The organism is Conyzicola nivalis (assembly GCF_014639655.1).
GTDB lineage: Bacteria > Actinomycetota > Actinomycetes > Actinomycetales > Microbacteriaceae > Conyzicola > Conyzicola nivalis.
Genome location: NZ_BMGB01000001.1, coordinates 2,356,564 through 2,372,160, shown reverse-complemented (window position 1 = coordinate 2,372,160; position 15,597 = coordinate 2,356,564). Strand labels below are relative to the sequence as shown.

14 protein-coding genes are annotated in these 15,597 nt (G+C 69.0%); 8 read left to right on the top strand and 6 right to left on the bottom strand.

The window, feature by feature from the left end; genetic code table 11:
- Nucleotides 1-41: 41 nt before the first annotated feature.
- Genes hemQ through hemL form a run of 6 tightly spaced genes read left to right on the top strand, consistent with a single transcriptional unit; the run spans nucleotide 42 to nucleotide 5,976 of the window.
- Nucleotides 42-731, top strand: coding sequence for a hydrogen peroxide-dependent heme synthase (hemQ, locus tag IEV96_RS11790; RefSeq protein WP_188510778.1), 690 nt, complete (start codon nucleotides 42-44; stop codon nucleotides 729-731).
- On the top strand, nucleotides 728-1,948 hold the full coding sequence (locus tag IEV96_RS11785; RefSeq protein WP_373282431.1) for a ferrochelatase: 1,221 nt from the start codon (nucleotides 728-730) through the stop codon (nucleotides 1,946-1,948). Before hemQ ends, IEV96_RS11785 begins: the two co-directional genes overlap by 4 nt.
- Entirely contained in the window at nucleotides 1,945-2,916 is a 972-nt protein-coding gene (gene hemC, locus IEV96_RS11780) for a hydroxymethylbilane synthase (RefSeq protein WP_229733275.1), read from the top strand. The genes IEV96_RS11785 and hemC overlap by 4 nt, the downstream gene beginning before the upstream one ends.
- Nucleotides 2,913-3,701: a uroporphyrinogen-III synthase gene (locus IEV96_RS11775; protein WP_188510777.1), complete on the top strand. Its 789-nt coding sequence runs from the start codon at nucleotides 2,913-2,915 to the stop codon at nucleotides 3,699-3,701. The genes hemC and IEV96_RS11775 overlap by 4 nt, the downstream gene beginning before the upstream one ends.
- The gene (gene hemB, locus IEV96_RS11770; RefSeq protein WP_188510776.1) at nucleotides 3,698-4,678 is read left to right on the top strand and encodes a porphobilinogen synthase; all 981 of its coding nucleotides are present in this window, start codon (nucleotides 3,698-3,700) and stop codon (nucleotides 4,676-4,678) included. Before IEV96_RS11775 ends, hemB begins: the two co-directional genes overlap by 4 nt.
- Nucleotides 4,675-5,976: a glutamate-1-semialdehyde 2,1-aminomutase gene (gene hemL, locus IEV96_RS11765; protein ID WP_188510775.1), complete on the top strand. Its 1,302-nt coding sequence runs from the start codon at nucleotides 4,675-4,677 to the stop codon at nucleotides 5,974-5,976. The genes hemB and hemL overlap by 4 nt, the downstream gene beginning before the upstream one ends.
- Before the next feature lie 108 nt (nucleotides 5,977-6,084).
- On the opposite strand, the gene IEV96_RS11760 is transcribed toward hemL, so the two are convergent.
- Genes IEV96_RS11760 through IEV96_RS11750 form a run of 3 tightly spaced genes read right to left on the bottom strand, consistent with a single transcriptional unit; the run spans nucleotide 6,085 to nucleotide 8,570 of the window.
- Complete coding sequence (locus IEV96_RS11760) at nucleotides 6,085-6,483, bottom strand: DUF1304 domain-containing protein (protein ID WP_188510774.1); 399 nt, start codon at nucleotides 6,481-6,483, stop codon at nucleotides 6,085-6,087.
- A gap of 4 nt (nucleotides 6,484-6,487) precedes the next feature.
- A complete protein-coding gene (locus tag IEV96_RS11755; protein ID WP_188510773.1) occupies nucleotides 6,488-7,507 on the bottom strand; it encodes an MDR family oxidoreductase in 1,020 nt (339 codons plus the stop codon).
- 34 nt (nucleotides 7,508-7,541) lie between these two features.
- Nucleotides 7,542-8,570 (bottom strand): 6-phosphofructokinase, encoded by a 1,029-nt coding sequence (locus IEV96_RS11750; RefSeq protein WP_188510772.1) that lies wholly within the window; start codon nucleotides 8,568-8,570, stop codon nucleotides 7,542-7,544.
- 156 nt (nucleotides 8,571-8,726) lie between these two features.
- Between IEV96_RS11750 and IEV96_RS11745 the strand changes: the two genes are divergently transcribed.
- Complete coding sequence (locus IEV96_RS11745) at nucleotides 8,727-9,056, top strand: hypothetical protein (RefSeq protein ID WP_188510771.1); 330 nt, start codon at nucleotides 8,727-8,729, stop codon at nucleotides 9,054-9,056.
- A 46-nt stretch (nucleotides 9,057-9,102) separates the two neighbouring features.
- On the opposite strand, the gene trhO is transcribed toward IEV96_RS11745, so the two are convergent.
- Nucleotides 9,103-9,978 (bottom strand): oxygen-dependent tRNA uridine(34) hydroxylase TrhO, encoded by an 876-nt coding sequence (gene trhO / locus IEV96_RS11740; protein WP_188510770.1) that lies wholly within the window; start codon nucleotides 9,976-9,978, stop codon nucleotides 9,103-9,105.
- A 53-nt stretch (nucleotides 9,979-10,031) separates the two neighbouring features.
- Here trhO and IEV96_RS11735 point away from each other — a divergent pair, with 53 nt between their 5' ends.
- Complete coding sequence (locus IEV96_RS11735; RefSeq protein WP_229733273.1) at nucleotides 10,032-11,582, top strand: carboxylesterase/lipase family protein; 1,551 nt, start codon at nucleotides 10,032-10,034, stop codon at nucleotides 11,580-11,582.
- Nucleotides 11,583-11,606: 24 nt separating this feature from the next.
- Here the strand turns inward: IEV96_RS11735 and IEV96_RS11730 are convergent, their stop codons facing one another.
- On the bottom strand, nucleotides 11,607-13,196 hold the full coding sequence (locus IEV96_RS11730; RefSeq protein ID WP_188510769.1) for a chitinase: 1,590 nt from the start codon (nucleotides 13,194-13,196) through the stop codon (nucleotides 11,607-11,609).
- A 3-nt stretch (nucleotides 13,197-13,199) separates the two neighbouring features.
- A complete protein-coding gene (locus tag IEV96_RS11725; protein WP_188510768.1) occupies nucleotides 13,200-15,494 on the bottom strand; it encodes a glycosyltransferase family 2 protein in 2,295 nt (764 codons plus the stop codon).
- Nucleotides 15,495-15,597: the final 103 nt, after the last annotated feature.

The window sequence follows — 15,597 nt, the reverse complement described above, 5'->3', positions numbered from 1 at the left end:
CTCGATTAGCAACTCCCCCAAGACAGGGGGAGGATAGAGTCATGAGCCATAGCTCTCCGACTGAGCCCACCCTTCCATCCGCAGACGCCCTGGGTTACACCCTCTGGTCTGTCCTCAAGCGCGACCCCGCGACGCCCGCCGGCGACGGAGGCCTCGACGCCGCCGTAGCCGCCGTCGAGGCCAAGGGCGTCACCGTGCGCGGTTTCTACGACGTGTCGTCGATCCGTGCCGATTCCGACCTCATGATCTGGCTCCACGGCCCGAGCCCCGAGACGGTGCAGTGGGCGTTGCGCGAGCTTCGACGCTCCGCATCGCTGAACTCGCTGCTCCCCGTCTGGAACGCGATGGGCGTGCACCGCGAGGCCGAGTTCACCAACAACCACCTGCCCGCGTTTATGCGTGGCAAGGAGCCCGAGGCGTGGCTCACGGTCTATCCGTTCGTGCGCAGCTACGAGTGGTACCTGCTTCCCGAAGACGAGCGCAAGAAGATGCTCGGCGACCACGGACGCAAGGGCAGCCAGTACCCGCAGGTGCTCGCCAACACGGTCGCGAGCTTCGCGCTCGGCGACTACGAGTGGATCCTCGCGCTCGAAGCCCCCGAGCTGGTCGACCTGGTCGACCTCATGCGCCACCTGCGCAACACCGAGGCGCGTCGACACGTGCGCGAAGAAGTGCCGTTCTATACCGGGCGGCGCATCGAGATTTCCGAGATTTCCGAGGTACTAGCGTGACCATCAGCAACGGCGAGTATGTAGTTCTCAACGCGGCATCCGCCGAAGCAGCATCGGGTGCCGAGCACGTGACGACCCCCGTCGACTACGACGCGATCCTGCTCGCGAGCTTCGGCGGACCGGAGGGACAGGACGACGTCATCCCGTTCCTGCGCAACGTCACGCGCGGTCGCGGGATCCCCGAGGAGCGGCTCGAAGAGGTCGCCCACCACTACCGCGCCTTCGGCGGGGTGAGCCCGATCAACGACCAGAACCGCGAGCTCAAGGCGGCCCTCGAGGCCGAACTCGAGCGCCGCGGCATCGACCTTCCCGTGATCTGGGGCAACCGCAACTGGACGCCGTACGTGCGTGATGCCCTCACCGAGGCTAACGAGCGCGGTTTCACCAAGCTCATCGCCATCGGCACCAGCGCCTACAGCTCGTTCTCGAGCTGCCGCCAGTACCGCGAGGACTACGCGATCGCCCTCGAAGAGACCGGCCTCGGCGACACCATGTCGATCGACAAGGTGCGCCAGTTCTTCGACCACCCCGGATTCGTCCAGCCGTTCATCGACGGTGTGAAGCAGGGGCTGGCGGATGTCGCGGCCAAGGGTTTCACTCCGGAGCAGACACACGTGCTCTTCTCCACCCACAGCATCCCGTCGAGTGACGCGGAGCGCAGCGGTCCCGCCTCGCGCGGCTTCGGCCCCGAGGGCGCGTACGCGGCGCAGCACCTCGCGGTCGCCGAGGTCGTCATGCACGAGGCCAAGACGGTCCCTGAGCTCGTCGAAGGGGCAGACGCTTCGACAGGCTCAGCGACCGAGATCGCCTGGAGCCTCGTCTACCAGTCGCGCTCGGGCCCGCCCAGCATGCCGTGGCTCGAGCCCGACATCAACGACTCGATCGCGGAACTCGCCGGGAAGGGCATCAAGGCGGTCGTCATCGTGCCGCTCGGCTTCGTGAGCGACCACATGGAAGTGAAGTGGGACCTCGACACCGAGGCGATGGAGACGTCGGCCGAGCACGACGTGTTCGCCGTCCGTGTGCCGACCCCCGGGGTACACGCCGCCTACGTCAGCGGACTCATCGACCTCGTGCTCGAGCGCCGCGACGGCGTGCCGGTCGAAGACCGCCCCGCCATGACCGACCTCGGCCCGTGGTACGACGTGTGCCGCCCCGGCTGCTGCGAGAACAAGCGCGCGGGCTTCAAACCCGCGCTCGCCGGAGTGCTGCCGTGACACCCGCCCCTTCGCACCCGACGATCGGCTCGGCGCACGCCGGAACCGGCGCGGTCGTGCGCATCGGCACCCGCGGCAGCGCGCTCGCCGTGGCGCAGACCACGACGGTCGCGAACGCCCTCGCCGCCAAGACCGGCGTGGTGATCGAGATCGTCACGGTGCGCACCGAGGGCGACACGTCGACCGAGTCGCTCGCGAGCCTCGGCGGAACCGGCGTCTTCGCCGGTGCGCTGCGCGAGGCCCTCGTGGCCGGCCGCGTCGACGTCGTGGTGCACTCGCTGAAAGACCTGCCCACCGCCGCCTACCCCGGGCTCTCGATCGGCGCGGTGCCGAAGCGCGTCGACGCCCGTGACGCGCTCTGCGCGCGCGACGGACTCACGATGGACGAGCTGCCGGCCGGCGCCCGCGTGGGCACCGGCTCGCCGCGCCGGGCCGCACAGCTGCGTGCCCGCCGCCCCGACATCGAGGTCGTGGACATCCGCGGCAACGTCGACACCCGCCTGGCGCACGTCGCGGAGGGCCGCCTCGACGCGGTCGTGCTCGCCGCCGCCGGCCTCGACCGTCTCGGCCGCCTCGGCGCCATCACCGAATTCCTGTCGCTCGACGGCTGGCCCACGGCGCCCGGCCAGGGCGCGCTGGCCCTCGAGGTGCGCGAGGGCGACGAGAAGCTCGTCGCGGCGCTCAACCACAACCCCACCCGCACGATCGTCGAGGCCGAGCGTCACGTTCTCGCCCTGCTCGAGGCCGGCTGCGCGGCGCCGATCGGCGCACACGGCCAGATCGACGACGGCCTGCTGTTCCTCGACGCGCGGGTCTACAGTCCCGACGGCACCGAGAAGCTCACGAGTTCCCACGCGTTGTATGTGTCCGACACGGTGCATCCGTCGCTCGAGGTCGCGGAACGGGTGGCGAACGAGCTGCTCGAGAACGGTGCGGCCACGCTCGCGCCCCTCGGGAGCGCGCAGTGACCGTCAAGCCGAAACCCCTCGCCGGCTGGCGGGTCCTCGTGCCGCGCGGCGGCCGTTGGGGCGACACCGTGGCGGCGACCCTGCGCGGGCACGGCGCGGTGCCCGTGATCGCGCCGCTGATCAACTTCGCCTCGAGCGATGACGCGCAGACCCTCGCGAACGCCTTCTACGAGCTGCAGGACGGCCAGTTCGACTGGCTCGTCGTGACGAGCGCCACCACCGTCGACGTGCTCGCCGGGCAGAGCGTCATCGTGCCGCCGACCACCCGCATCGCCGCGGTCGGCGAGACCACGGCGGCCGCACTCGCCGTCGCCGGCTACCAGGTCACCTTCATCCCCGAGGGCGACAACTCGGCCCGCGGCCTGCTGAAGGAGTGGCCGACCGCCGAGATCACCGGGCGGGTGCTCATCCCGCAGAGCGACATCGCCGAGCCGACCCTCGTCAGCGGGCTCGCCGAACTCGGGCTAGACGTGCAGTTCGTGTCGGCCTACCGCACCGTCGGCGTGCCGATCGCCCAGCACGTCGCCGCCGACGTCGCCTCCGGCCGCATCGGCGCCGTGCTCGTGACCTCCGGCAGCGTCGCCCGCCAGGTCGCGGAGCAGCTCGCCCCCCTGCCCGACGCCACGATCGTGGCCTGCATCGGCCCGCGCACCGCGTTCGACGCGCGCGCGGCCGGCCTGAACGTCCACGTCATCGCCGAGTCCCGCTCGGCGGACGCCCTCGTCGACGCCCTCGTCGAATTCGTCACGGCAGGGGCGCCGGAAAACACGGAAGAAGAACGATGAGCCAGCGCAGCGTCCGCCCCCGAAGACTGCGCAGCTCGCCCGCGATGCGCAGACTCGTCGCCGAGACGCGGCTGCACCCCGCCGACCTGGTCCTGCCGATGTTCGTGCGCGAGGGCATCAGCGAGCCGGTCGAGATCGGCTCGATGCCCGGCGTCGTGCACCACTCGCTCGACAGCCTGAAGGGCGCAATCGCGGCGGCGGCCGAGGCGGGAATCGGCGGCGTGATGCTGTTCGGCGTTCCCCTCGAGAAGGACGCGATCGGTTCCGGTGCCACCGACCCCGACGGCATCCTCAACCTCGCCACCCGCGTGGCGGTGCAGGAGGCCGGCGGCGCTCTCGTCGTGCAGACCGACCTGTGCCTCGACGAGTTCACCGACCACGGGCACTGCGGCGTGCTGGACGGCGCCGGTCGTGTCGACAACGACGCGACCCTCGAGCGCTACCGCGACATGGCTCTCGTGCAGGCGCAATCCGGCTCCGAGATGCTCGGGCTCAGCGGCATGATGGACGGCCAGACCGCCGTCGTGCGCGAGGCCCTCGAGGGCGCCGGCTTCGTCGACACCGCGATCCTCGCCTACGCCGCCAAGTACGCCTCGGCCTACTACGGGCCGTTCCGCGAGGCGGTCAACTCCTCGCTCGTCGGAGATCGCCGCGCGTACCAGATGGACTCCGCAAACCGCCGTGAGGGCTCGCTCGAGGTCGAACTCGACATCATCGAGGGTGCCGACGTCGTGATGGTCAAGCCCGCCGGCAGCTACCTCGACGTTCTCGCCGACGTGGCGGCCACCTCGACGGTGCCCGTCTGGGCGTACCAGGTGTCGGGCGAGTACGCGATGATCGAGGCCGCCGCCGCCAACGGCTGGATCGACCGCGACCGTGCCATCGACGAATCCGTGCTCGCGATCAAGCGCGCCGGCGCCGATGTCGTGCTCACCTACTGGGCCCTCGAGCTCGCAGAAAGACTCCGCCGCTCATGACCACAAACCAGCAGGCCTTCGACCGCGCACGCGCCGCCATCCCCGGCGGCGTCAATTCCCCGGTGCGGGCCTTCGGCTCCGTCGGCGGCACCCCGCGCTTCTTCGTCGAGGCCAAGGGCGCCTACATCACCGACGTCGAGGGCCGCTCGTTCGTCGACCTCGTCAACTCCTGGGGTCCCGCGATTCTCGGCCACGCGCATCCGTCGGTCATCAAAGCGGTTCAGGATGCCGCGGGCCGCGGCCTCTCGTTCGGGGCGAGCACCCCGGGCGAGACCGAGCTGGCCGAGCTGATCCTCTCGCGGGTGCCCGCCGTGCAGAAGGTGCGACTCGTGTCGACGGGCACCGAGGCGACGATGACCGCCATCCGGCTCGCGCGCGGTTTCACCGATCGCGACCTGCTGGTGAAGTTCGCCGGCCACTATCACGGTCACTCCGACGGGCTGCTGGCCGAGGCCGGCTCGGGCCTCGCGACGATGGCCATGCCCGGCTCGGCCGGTGTGACCGCCGCCACCGCCGCGCAGACGCTCGTGATCCCGTACAACGACCGCGACGCGATCACCGCCGTTTTCGCCGAGTTCGGCGACCGCATCGCCGCCGTCATCACCGAGGCGGCCGCGGCCAACATGGGCGTCGTAACCCCCTTGCCCGGTTTCAACGCGTTCCTCGCCGAGACCGCACACGCGAACGGCGCGCTGCTCATCGTCGACGAGGTGCTCACCGGCTTCCGGGTGGGTGCGGGCGGTTGGCTCGGGCTCGAGGCGGGCTCCTACACGCCCGACATCGTGACGTTCGGCAAGGTCGTCGGCGGAGGGATGCCGCTCGCCGCCCTCGGTGGGCGTGCCGACATCATGGACTACCTCGCGCCGCTCGGCCCCGTCTATCAGGCCGGCACCCTCAGCGGAAACCCGGTGGCCGTGGCCGCGGGCATCGCAACGCTGAAGGCCGCCGATACGTCGGTGTACGCGCGGCTCGACGCAGCCGCCGAGACGATCTCGACCGCGACCGCCGCGGCGTTCGACGCCGCCGGTGTTGCCTACTCGGTGCAGTACGCCGGCAACCTGTTCTCGTTCGCGTTCCGCTCGGGTGTGCCCGAGAACTACGAGCAGGTGAAGGCGCAGGACGCCTTCCGCTACCCCGCCTTCTTCCACGCGATGCTCGACGCCGGCGTCTCGCTGCCGCCGAGCGTGTTCGAGGCATGGTTCGTCTCCGCGGCGCTCGACGACGAGGCGACCGATCGCATCCTGACGGCGCTGCCGGCCGCGGCGCGCGCGGCAGCCGCGGCGACGCCGCCCCAGTAGGCCGGCCGCCGCCCGGTGTCTGCGCACTCTCGGGTCACGTGCGGTGCGGCGCCGTCGCGCAGGTGACCCGAAACGGCGCAGACACCCCGTGCCGGCGGTGCCCGCGGACTAGATCAGCGCGAGCAGCAGGAACAGCACCGCAACGAGCGGCAGCGCGCCCTGCGTGAGCGCGGCGCGGGCAAGTTTCGGGTTCGACAGCACCAGCACGGTGGCCGCGGCGACCATGCTCAGCGTCGCGAACAGTGCGACGGCGTACCCGGCCTCCGCGGCCTCGGTCGCCAGAAGGATCACACCGACCACGGCGCCGATCGCGAGGAACAGGTTGTAGAACCCCTGGTTGTAGGCCATCGGCCGCACCGTGTCGGCGTCCGCCTGCGACGCGAGGCCGAAGCGCTTCCAGGTCGCGGGCTTCGTCCACACGATCGACTCGAAGTAGAAGATCATCACGTGTACGAGGGCGGCGAGGACCGCGAAAATCGAGCCGATGATCAGGAGTGCAGGGTTCATCCGCCTATTTTCGCACCTCGACGACCGTGCGCCCGCGCACCGTGCCGTCGATGATGGCGTGCGCGACATCGATGGCGCCGTCCAGACCGACGGATGTCGTGAGCGAGTCGAGCAGGTCGAGGTCGAGATCGAGGGCCAAGCGTCGCCAGGCCTCCGTGCGCAGCGGCAGCGGGCAGTAGACCGAGTTGATGCCGACGAGGGACACCCCACGCAGGATGAACGGCATCACAGTCGCCGGCAGGTCGGGGCCCTGGGCGAGACCACAGGTCGCGACGGTCGCGCCGTAGTTCGCCTGGGCCAGCACGTTCGCGAGGGTGTGGCTGCCGACCGAGTCGACGGCACCGGCCCAGCGTTGCGACTGCAGCGGCTTGCCGGGCCCGCCGAGTTCCGCGCGGTCGATCACGGTCGTGGCGCCGAGCGAGCGCAGGTAGTCGTGTTCGGCGGCGCGTCCGGTCGACGCCGTGACGCTGTAGCCGAGGCCGGCGAGGAGGGCGATCGCAATGGAGCCGACGCCCCCGGATGCACCGGTGACGAGCACCTCTCCGCCGTCGGCGGGTGTCAGGGACTTCTCGATCGCCAGCACCGCGAGCATGGCGGTGAAGCCCGCCGTGCCGATCGCCGCCGCCCGGCGCAGGCTGAGGCCGTCGGGCAAGGGCACGAGCCACTCGCTCTTCACCCGCGCGCGCTCGGAGAGTCCGCCGGGGTGGTTCTCGCCCAGCCCGAAGCCGGTGACGATGACGCGGTCGCCGACGGAGACGGTCGCTGAGCCTGCCGACGCGGACCCTTCGACAGGCTCGGGGACCGAGGACACGACTCCGACCAGGTCGATGCCGGCGATCAGGCTCTCGGCCTTGATGACGCCGGGGCGCCCGGTGAGCGCCATGCCGTCCTTGTAGTTGATGCTCGAGAACTCCACGTCGATCTCGACGTCGCCCTCGCCGAGCGCGGAGTCGGTGACACCGCTCTCGAGGGTGGCGGTAGCCGGGGCATCCGAGGGGCGGGTGACGACGATGGCACGGAACATACGGCCAGCCTAGAACCGTGCCGGCGGGAGCGCGTCAGCCGAAGAGGATGCGCGCCTCGTCGTAGCGCTGCTGCGGAACCGTCTTGAGCTTGCCGAGCGCGTCGGCGAACGGCACGGTGATGATGTCGGTTCCGCGCAGGCCGACCATGTGACCCCAGCGGCCGGCGATCGCGGCGTCGAGCGCCGCCATGCCGAGCCGCGTCGCGAGCACGCGGTCGTAGGCACTGGGCGTTCCGCCGCGCTGGATGTGGCCGAGGGTCGTGGCGCGGGTCTCGATGCCCGTGCGCTCCTCGATGATGGGGGCGAGCAGCTCGCCGATGCCGCCGAGCCGGGGGCGGCCGAAGGCATCCAGTCCGCGCTCGCTGTGGGCGTCGTCCATGGTGTCGAGCGAGAAGCCCTCCGCGACCACGACCAGGGGCGCGCGGCCGCGGTCGTGGGCCGAGGTGACCCACTCGATGATCTGGTCGACGCTCGTCTTCTGTTCGGGGATGAGGATCGCGTGGGCGCCGGCGGCCATGCCCGAGTGCAGCGCGATCCAGCCGACGTGGCGGCCCATCACCTCGGCGATCATGCAGCGGCCGTGGGAGTCGCCCGTGGTGCGGAGGCGGTCCATGGCGTCGGTCGCGATCTGCACGGCGGTGTCGAAGCCGAAGGTGTAGTCCGTGGCATCCAGATCGTTGTCCACCGTCTTCGGCACTCCGACGATGTTGATGCCGGCGTCGGTGAGGCGCTTGGCCGCGGCCAGCGTGCCCTCGCCGCCGATCGCGATAATCGCGTCGATGCCGTTGTCGCGCATGACCTCGTTGATGCGCTCGACGCCGCCGTTGCCGTCGAACGGATTGGTGCGCGAGGTGCCGAGGATCGTGCCGCCCTGCTTGTGGATGCCTTTGATCTCGTGACGGCCGAGGGGGATGATGTCGGCCTCGACGACGCCCTTCCAGCCGCCGATGAATCCGACGAACTCCTCGCACTTCCCAGTGGCGATCCCGGTGTAGACGATTCCACGGATAACAGCGTTCAGGCCGGGCGCGTCGCCGCCGCTGGTGAGGATGCCGATTTTCATGACTCCATCATGGCGTACGCGTGCCGGGTAACCCGTGCGGGGGTGCTCACCGCGATGTGGATAGATCTGCCCATGGCCAAAGCTGAGAGTTTCCCTATAAAGTGGATCGATTCACATTCTTATCAACCGCGCTTCACCCAGAAAACAGGAGTTTCCATGTCTGAAGTCAACAACACGCCCGCCGGCACCGATCCCGGCAAGACCCTCGGAATCGTCGCCCTCGTGCTGGCGATCTTCCTCTCCATCGTCGGCGCGATCGTTGGCTTCGTCGCCCGCTCGAAGTCGAAGAAGGCCGGTTACAACAACGGCTTCGCGCTCGCCGCGATCATCATCGGTCTCGTGCTGTTCGTGATCCAGGTCATCCTCGTCATCCTCGCGATCACCGCGGGCATCGCGGCCGTCGAGCTGCTGCAGGAGTCCTGCGCGGGCGTCGCCTCCGGCACGGTCGTCGAGACCGCCGAGGGCGTGCAGGTCACCTGCCCGTAGTCGTTTCCAGGTAACGCCCCGGCCCAGCTGCCGGGGCGTTACCCCGTTAAGCGAAGAGTGGCGCGTGCTCGGTGCACACGGTCTCGGCGGCGTGCACCTCGCAGACGACGAGCTGCTCGCGGCAGGAGAGCTCGCGGCAGTTGCGCATGTTCTTGGTGTCGGCCCCGCAGCAGTAGCAGTGCCCGATCACGGTGGCGTCGTCGGTGAAGTCGATCGACATGCGGTTGTCGAAGACATAAAGCGAACCCTGCCAGAGCCCCGAGTCGCCGAACTCCTCGCCGTACTTCACGATGCCGCCCTCGAGCTGGTACACCTCGCCGAAGCCGCGGCTCACCATCAGCGACGACAGCACCTCGCACCGGATGCCGCCGGTGCAGTAGGTGACGATCGGCTGGTCCTTGAGATGGTCGTACTTTCCGCTGTCCAGCTCGGCCACGAACTCGCGCGTGTTCGCCACGTTCGGAACCACGGCATCCGCAAACCGGCCGATCTCCGCCTCGAAGGCGTTGCGTCCGTCGAAGAAGGTGACATCTTTGCGTTCGACCAGTTCGTGCAGTTCGTGCGGCGTCAGGCGCGTACCGCCGCCGACGACGCCGTTCTCGTCGACCTTCAGCTCGCCGGGGGCGCCGAAGCTCACGATCTCGTCGCGCACCCGCACGCTGAGGCGGGGGAAGTCGTCGCCGGTGCCCTCGCTCCACTTGAAGTCGATGTTCTTGAACGGGGCGTACTCGCGGGTCTTGCGCACGTAGCGCTTGACGTCTTTCAGTTCGCCGCCGAGGGTGCCGTTGATGCCGTCGGCCGAGATCAGGATGCGCCCGGTCAGTCCCAGCGACTCGCACAGGTCGCGTTGCCACAGCCGAACGGCCTCGGGGTCCGCGAGCGGGGTGAACCCGTAGAAGAGGATGATTTTCGGTACTGCCACCGTTCGAGGGTAGTCGCACCCGGGCGTTAACACTGTGGAGTTACCATCGGCCGGTGTCTACTCGTACCTCGGCAGCGGTCAGCCTCGATATCCCGGTCGCCCAGGGCGTCGCGCGCGGCGTGCGGACCCGGGGCCTCGAGGCGTGGCGCGGGCTGCCCTTCGCGGCACCTCCCGTCGACTCCCGGCGCTGGCGGGCGCCGGCACCGGCCGAGCCGTGGACCGGGGTGCGCGACGCGAGCGCCTTCGGTGCCGTGGCCTGGCAGTCGCGCTCGGGCAACTTCGTCGGAGCGGCCAAGGGGCAGGTGATGAGCGAGGACTGCCTCACCCTCAATGTGTTGCGACCGGCGGGCGGCGGGGAGAACCTGCCGGTGATGGTCTTTGTACACGGCGGCGCCTACGCGGTCGGCTCCTCGGCCGAGCACCCGCACAACGGCGAGACTCTCGTGCGCGAGGGCGGCATCGTCTACGTGAGCTTCAACTACCGCCTCAGTGCGCTCGGCTACATCGACTTCTCGCGCTACTCGACGCCGGGCAGGCCGATCGAGTCGAACCTCGGCCTTCGCGACCAGGTGGCCGCTCTCGAGTGGGTGCGCGACAACATCTCGGCGTTCGGCGGCGACCCCCGCAACGTGACCCTGTTCGGCGAGTCGGCGGGTGGCAACGCCGTGACGACGTTGATGGCGACGCCCGCCGCGCACGGGCTGTTCGCCAAGGCGATCGCCCAGAGCGCGCCGACGAACGCGCTCTACGAACCTGACGTCTCGACGCGCTGGGCCGACGAGTACCTGGAATTTCTCACCGAACGCCTCGAGCCCTCAGGCGTGGAGTCGACGACGCTCGAAGACGCGGCGCTGATGCTCACGATCGCCGACCCGGCCGACCTGGTCGAGGCCGCCGTGCAGCTCACGCTGCTCACGCCCGACCGCGACCCGGGCACGATCGCGTTGAGCCCGGTCATCGACGGCGACTTCCTGCCGGTCCGTCCGCTCGACGCGTTCAAGAGCGGCACGGCGATGCGGGTCCCGCTGATCATCGGCACCAACGACCGCGAAGGCTCGCTGTTTACGGGTCGTCTCGACATCCTCGCCACGACGCCCCCTCGCATCCGTTCGATCTTTTCGAAGACGAAGAAGAAGGCGCGCAAGGCGATCAAGGCCGAATACCCGGGACTGCCCGAGAAGCGCCCGGCCGCGGACTTCGCCGGCGACTTCGCGTTCTGGTATCCGACGGTGAAGGTGGCCGAGCGGCACTCGCGGTTCGCGCCGGTGTACTTCTACCGCTTCGACATCGCGCCGCGGCTGGTGCGCGCGCTCGGATTCGACGCGACCCACGGAATAGAGCTGTTCGCCCTTTTCGACCGAATGGATGGCCCGTTCGGGCGCGCGATGGGGGCGCTGGGCGGCCGTCGCGCCTTCAAGAGAACGGGAGCGCGCATGCGCGCGCACTGGGTCGAGTTCGCGCGGTCGGGGCGGGCGGGCGCCGACTGGCCGCCCTACGACGAGACGTCGCGCGAGACGCTCATCTTCGACGAGCGCGACCGGGTGGAGTCGGACCCGCGCTCGAGCAGGCGCGAGGCCTGGCAGGCCTTCGTGCCGCACGTCTGACCGCGCGGCACGAAGGGCGCCGGATCAGCCGGCCGGGGTCTCCTGGGCGTCGAGCAGCTCCTGAACCTGCGCGTCGGTAAGGACCACCCACGGCGAGCTGTCGGGGTCGGTGGACGCTGCCGCGGGGGCCTCGCCCTCGTTGAACCACTTCGCTTCGAAGGCGTACTGTCCCACGATCACGCGGTCGCCCTCCCGGTAGGTGGTCGCTCCGTCCCACGCGGGATACGCGTCGGCGGGGACCGTCGGGATCGGGACGGGCGTCTCGCCGGGCAGCACGGGACCGACCAGCTCCCACGGGGTCTCGAAGGTCTCGAGCACGGGGTTGTCGGGCAGGTCGCCACGCGTCCACCACTTGGCCGAGTAGACGTTCTGGTGCCAGACGACCTTCGTGCCGAGCAGGTAGGTCGAGTCGGGCGACCAGATCTGGTACGGGCTGGTGGCCGGGTCGTCTTCCACGACCGGGGCGAGGGGCTCGTTGGTGGTGACGACCGCGGCGGAGACCACGGGGTCGCCGTCGATGCCCTTGCCGAGCAGGTCGGCGAAGGACGCGTCGCCCTGCGGCACGCCGCTGCACGAGTCGGAGACGCGACGGGTGTCGCCGTAGTTCGGGCTGCAGGTCACGTCGCGGTTGAGGGACCACATCGACATGCGGCCGAGGTTGTGGCCGACCACGAACTTGTTGAATGCCTTCGCGTCTGCGAGGGAGAAGATCTCCTCTTCGACGTCGTTCTGGCCGATCATCGGCGTCGCGCCGATCTTGCTCCAGAGCGTGTCGCTGGTGAGGTCGATCTCGGCGCGCGAGTAGAGGATGCCGAGCTGGCGGTGGGTCTGCTCGAGCGCGGCGGTCGAGGCGTCGAGCATGCTCTGGCCCTCGACTCGGCTGTCGCCGTAGTCCATCGTCATCACGTTGACGCCCGCGAGGTCCACTCCGGCGTCGAGGAAGGCCGACACGGCATCGGTGCCTGCCTCGGTGAGGCCGGTGGGAGCCACGGGAAGGGTGAGCCAGACGGCCAGGTTCTTGCCGTCGGCCTTCTGCGACTTCTGCAGGCTCGCGATGGCCTCGGCGCGACGGGCGCTCGAATCGGTGTCGGCGAGGTTGCCGGCCTCGATGTCGAGGTCGATCGTCGTGAGCGAGTAGCGGTCGATCACGCTCTGGTAGGCGTCGACGAGCTTGTTCTCATCGCTGCACGCCGTGGCGAGTTCGTCGTTGAGCAAGCCGCCGAAGGACACGATCGGCTCGCCGCCCTGCTGCTGCAGGCGGGCGATGCGCCGGTCGAGGTCGAGCGAGTTCGCGGCCTCGTCCATCGTGTAGGCGTTGCCCCACGACGGGGTGCAGTCCTCGCCCGACTTCGCGACGATGAACGAGAGCACCACGTTCTTCGCGGCGTCGCTCTTCGGCGTCTCGAACGCGAAGGTGGGGGTGGCGGTCACGTCGACGTAGCCGGCGAACCAGGGGTCGATCTCAGGGGTATTCGCGGAGGAATACCAGGAGCGCGCGCCGATCACGCCGGCGGCGACGAGCGCCGCCGTGACGGTGATGGCGATGAGCAGTCGGGTGATGGAGAGACGCCGGGTCTTCGGCGGCTTCTGGGAAGCATTCTCGACGGTGGTCATCGGTCACGCCCCCTTTCTTGAAGTCGATGCGGGGTTGCGCGGTTCGGCACTGGCGATCGTCGTCGAGCCGAGCCCGTCGGTGTCGCCGCGGTAGAGAACCGAGCGCCAGTCGATGGGGGCGTCGCCGTCGGCCGCGTCGTCGGCCGTGGTGGTCTTCGGCTTCACCGGAACGAACAACCAACCGGTCATGGCGATCCAGATGTCGACGATGGAGTTCCAGATGCCGATGTAGGCGATGATCGCGGTGAGGGCGAGGAAGGCGTTCAGGCCGGCGAAGGCCGCGTTGCCCCAGTTGCCCGCCATGACGTCACGCCAGAGGGTGATGACCGAGAAGGCCACGATCACGTAGGGCGCGACGACGTAGAGCAGCGGAGCCGCGGTGCGGTCCTTGACCTTCGGCGTGCGGGAGAACGGGATCTTCTTGACAGTGATGGCCTGCTCGATCGACTTGAAGACGCCGGCCAGGTTGACGGGCAGCAGGATCAGGTTGAAGCCGTAGATGCGCGCGATGTCGGTGAACCGGTAGCCGAATCGGCGAAGGTCGAAGCCCATGCAGAGGAAGTACGGCACCGCCGCGAGCACCACGACGGGGCTGAGCAGCCGGCTGTCGTACGGGTACGCGAGGAGGAAGATCAGGCCGAAGCTCGCCCAGGCGATCGACGTCATGTAGTTGGTGCGCAGGGCGATCTCGGTGAAGGTCACGCGCTCGCCGCGCGCCCGGCGCTCGCGCACCTGGCGCACGAACTTGGGCATGATCAGCAGTCCGCCGTTGGCCCAGCGCCGACGCTGCACGACGAGCGAGCCGAAGTCGGGCGGTGTGGCCGAGTAGCTCAGGCGCTCGGGGTAGTTCACGATCGTCCAACCGTGGGTGCCGAGGTCGACGCTCGACTCGGTGTCCTCGATGACCGTGCGGTCCTGCACGTAGCGCTTGATGTCGAAGCCGCCGATGTTCTCGATCTCGACGATGTCGACGAGCGACTCGCGACGGATGACCGCGTTGGCGCCCACCCAGAAGGCGGCGTTGTAGTACGACATGCCCTGGTGCAGGAGGTGCTGGATGTCGGTGGTCGCCCCGGCGAGACGCTCGATGCGGGTGCCCGCACCGCGGAACGAGGAGTACGGCGTCTGCGTCACCGCGACGCGGGCGTTCTCGGGCTGCTCGAGGAAGTAGACGAGGCGCAGGCAGTAGTCGCGCAGCAGTACGGAGTCGGCGTCGAGCGTGAGCAGGTAGTCGGAGTCGGGCACGATGAAATCGCCCGTGACCGACGGACGCAGCACGAGGCCGTTGGGGGTCAGCTCCTCCTCGTAGCTGTCGCCCATGAGGCCGATGTACGAGTTGAGGTTCATGGCCTTGTTCGCCTCGTGCGAGAGCGAGGCGTACTTCTTGCGCTCGAACGTGGTGATCTCGGCGTTGAAGGTCCAGTCGAGGCGGCGGTACAGCTCGGCCATCCGCTCGATGGCGGGCGTTTCGCCCTGGTCGGCCGCGGCGGTGAGCGCGGTTCCGACGAGCGCCAGCTCCTCACTCAGTCCGCGCAGCACCTGGTCGGCGAAGAACTCGTCGACGTGGTCTTCGATACGCTCGCCCTCGGCCATCGTCTCGAGCCAGTCGGCCGCCCAGAAATACTGGTAGGCCAGCTGGCGCACGGCCTCGATCGTAGGCTCGGCGTTGTCCATCGTCTCGAGCTCGAACTGCATGCGCGCGTCGGCGAAGCGCTGACGCGGCTCCGAGAGGGCGTCCATGATGTCGGTCGCGATGCCGCGCGCCTGGTCGAGCTTGGCCGCGACGGTCTTGTCGGTGGGGAAGGGCGGGTCGTCGATCAGCAGCACGACGCGCATCTCGGGGTACTCCTGCAGCGCGGCAGACCACAGGGTCGAGCGGATGACGACGAGCTCTTCGCTGTACGACGGCACGAGAACCGTGATCGACGAGTGGTTCTGCGCGAAGTGCCGGTCGAGTTCGGCGCGGGGAACGCGCACGTGGTCGCGGAACCGGATGAGCGCTCCCTGGCGCGCGACGAGATACATCAGCGCCGAGAACGTGAGGAATGTCACCACGATGACGTACGACACCGCCTCGGTCGTGAAGCGGAAGTTCTGCGTTCCGTTGTCGATGAACTGGCGCAGGATCGTATAGACGACGTAGATCGCCCAGAACACGACGGTCGCCACAATGGCGAGTCGGCTCATCGCGATCTGACGGTCGCTAGGGCGAACGTGGATAGTGGGCAGCGGTTCGGTACTGCGTTCGGCGCCCCACTGTCTCTTGCGAGCGGGCGCGGTTGTAGGGTTTGCAGACATAGGGGGATTCCTCGGTGAGACCAGCACGTTTCGGGTTCGCGCTTCGGGAGGTCTCGACAGCGATCCTAAACCCGATAACGTGACATTTCGTAAATAGACCGAA

Excerpts from the sequence above, each read along its gene's own strand:
- hemQ (WP_188510778.1), top strand. The coding sequence starts at position 42 with ATGAGCCATAGCTCTCCGACTGAGCCCACCCTTCCATCCGCAGACGCC.
- hemB (WP_188510776.1), top strand. The coding sequence starts at position 3,698 with ATGAGCCAGCGCAGCGTCCGCCCCCGAAGACTGCGCAGCTCGCCCGCG.
- hemL (WP_188510775.1), top strand. The coding sequence starts at position 4,675 with ATGACCACAAACCAGCAGGCCTTCGACCGCGCACGCGCCGCCATCCCC.
- IEV96_RS11760 (WP_188510774.1), bottom strand. The coding sequence starts at position 6,483 with ATGAACCCTGCACTCCTGATCATCGGCTCGATTTTCGCGGTCCTCGCC.
- IEV96_RS11755 (WP_188510773.1), bottom strand. The coding sequence starts at position 7,507 with ATGTTCCGTGCCATCGTCGTCACCCGCCCCTCGGATGCCCCGGCTACC.
- IEV96_RS11750 (WP_188510772.1), bottom strand. The coding sequence starts at position 8,570 with ATGAAAATCGGCATCCTCACCAGCGGCGGCGACGCGCCCGGCCTGAAC.
- IEV96_RS11745 (WP_188510771.1), top strand. The coding sequence starts at position 8,727 with ATGTCTGAAGTCAACAACACGCCCGCCGGCACCGATCCCGGCAAGACC.
- IEV96_RS11730 (WP_188510769.1), bottom strand. The coding sequence starts at position 13,196 with ATGACCACCGTCGAGAATGCTTCCCAGAAGCCGCCGAAGACCCGGCGT.
- IEV96_RS11725 (WP_188510768.1), bottom strand. The coding sequence starts at position 15,494 with ATGTCTGCAAACCCTACAACCGCGCCCGCTCGCAAGAGACAGTGGGGC.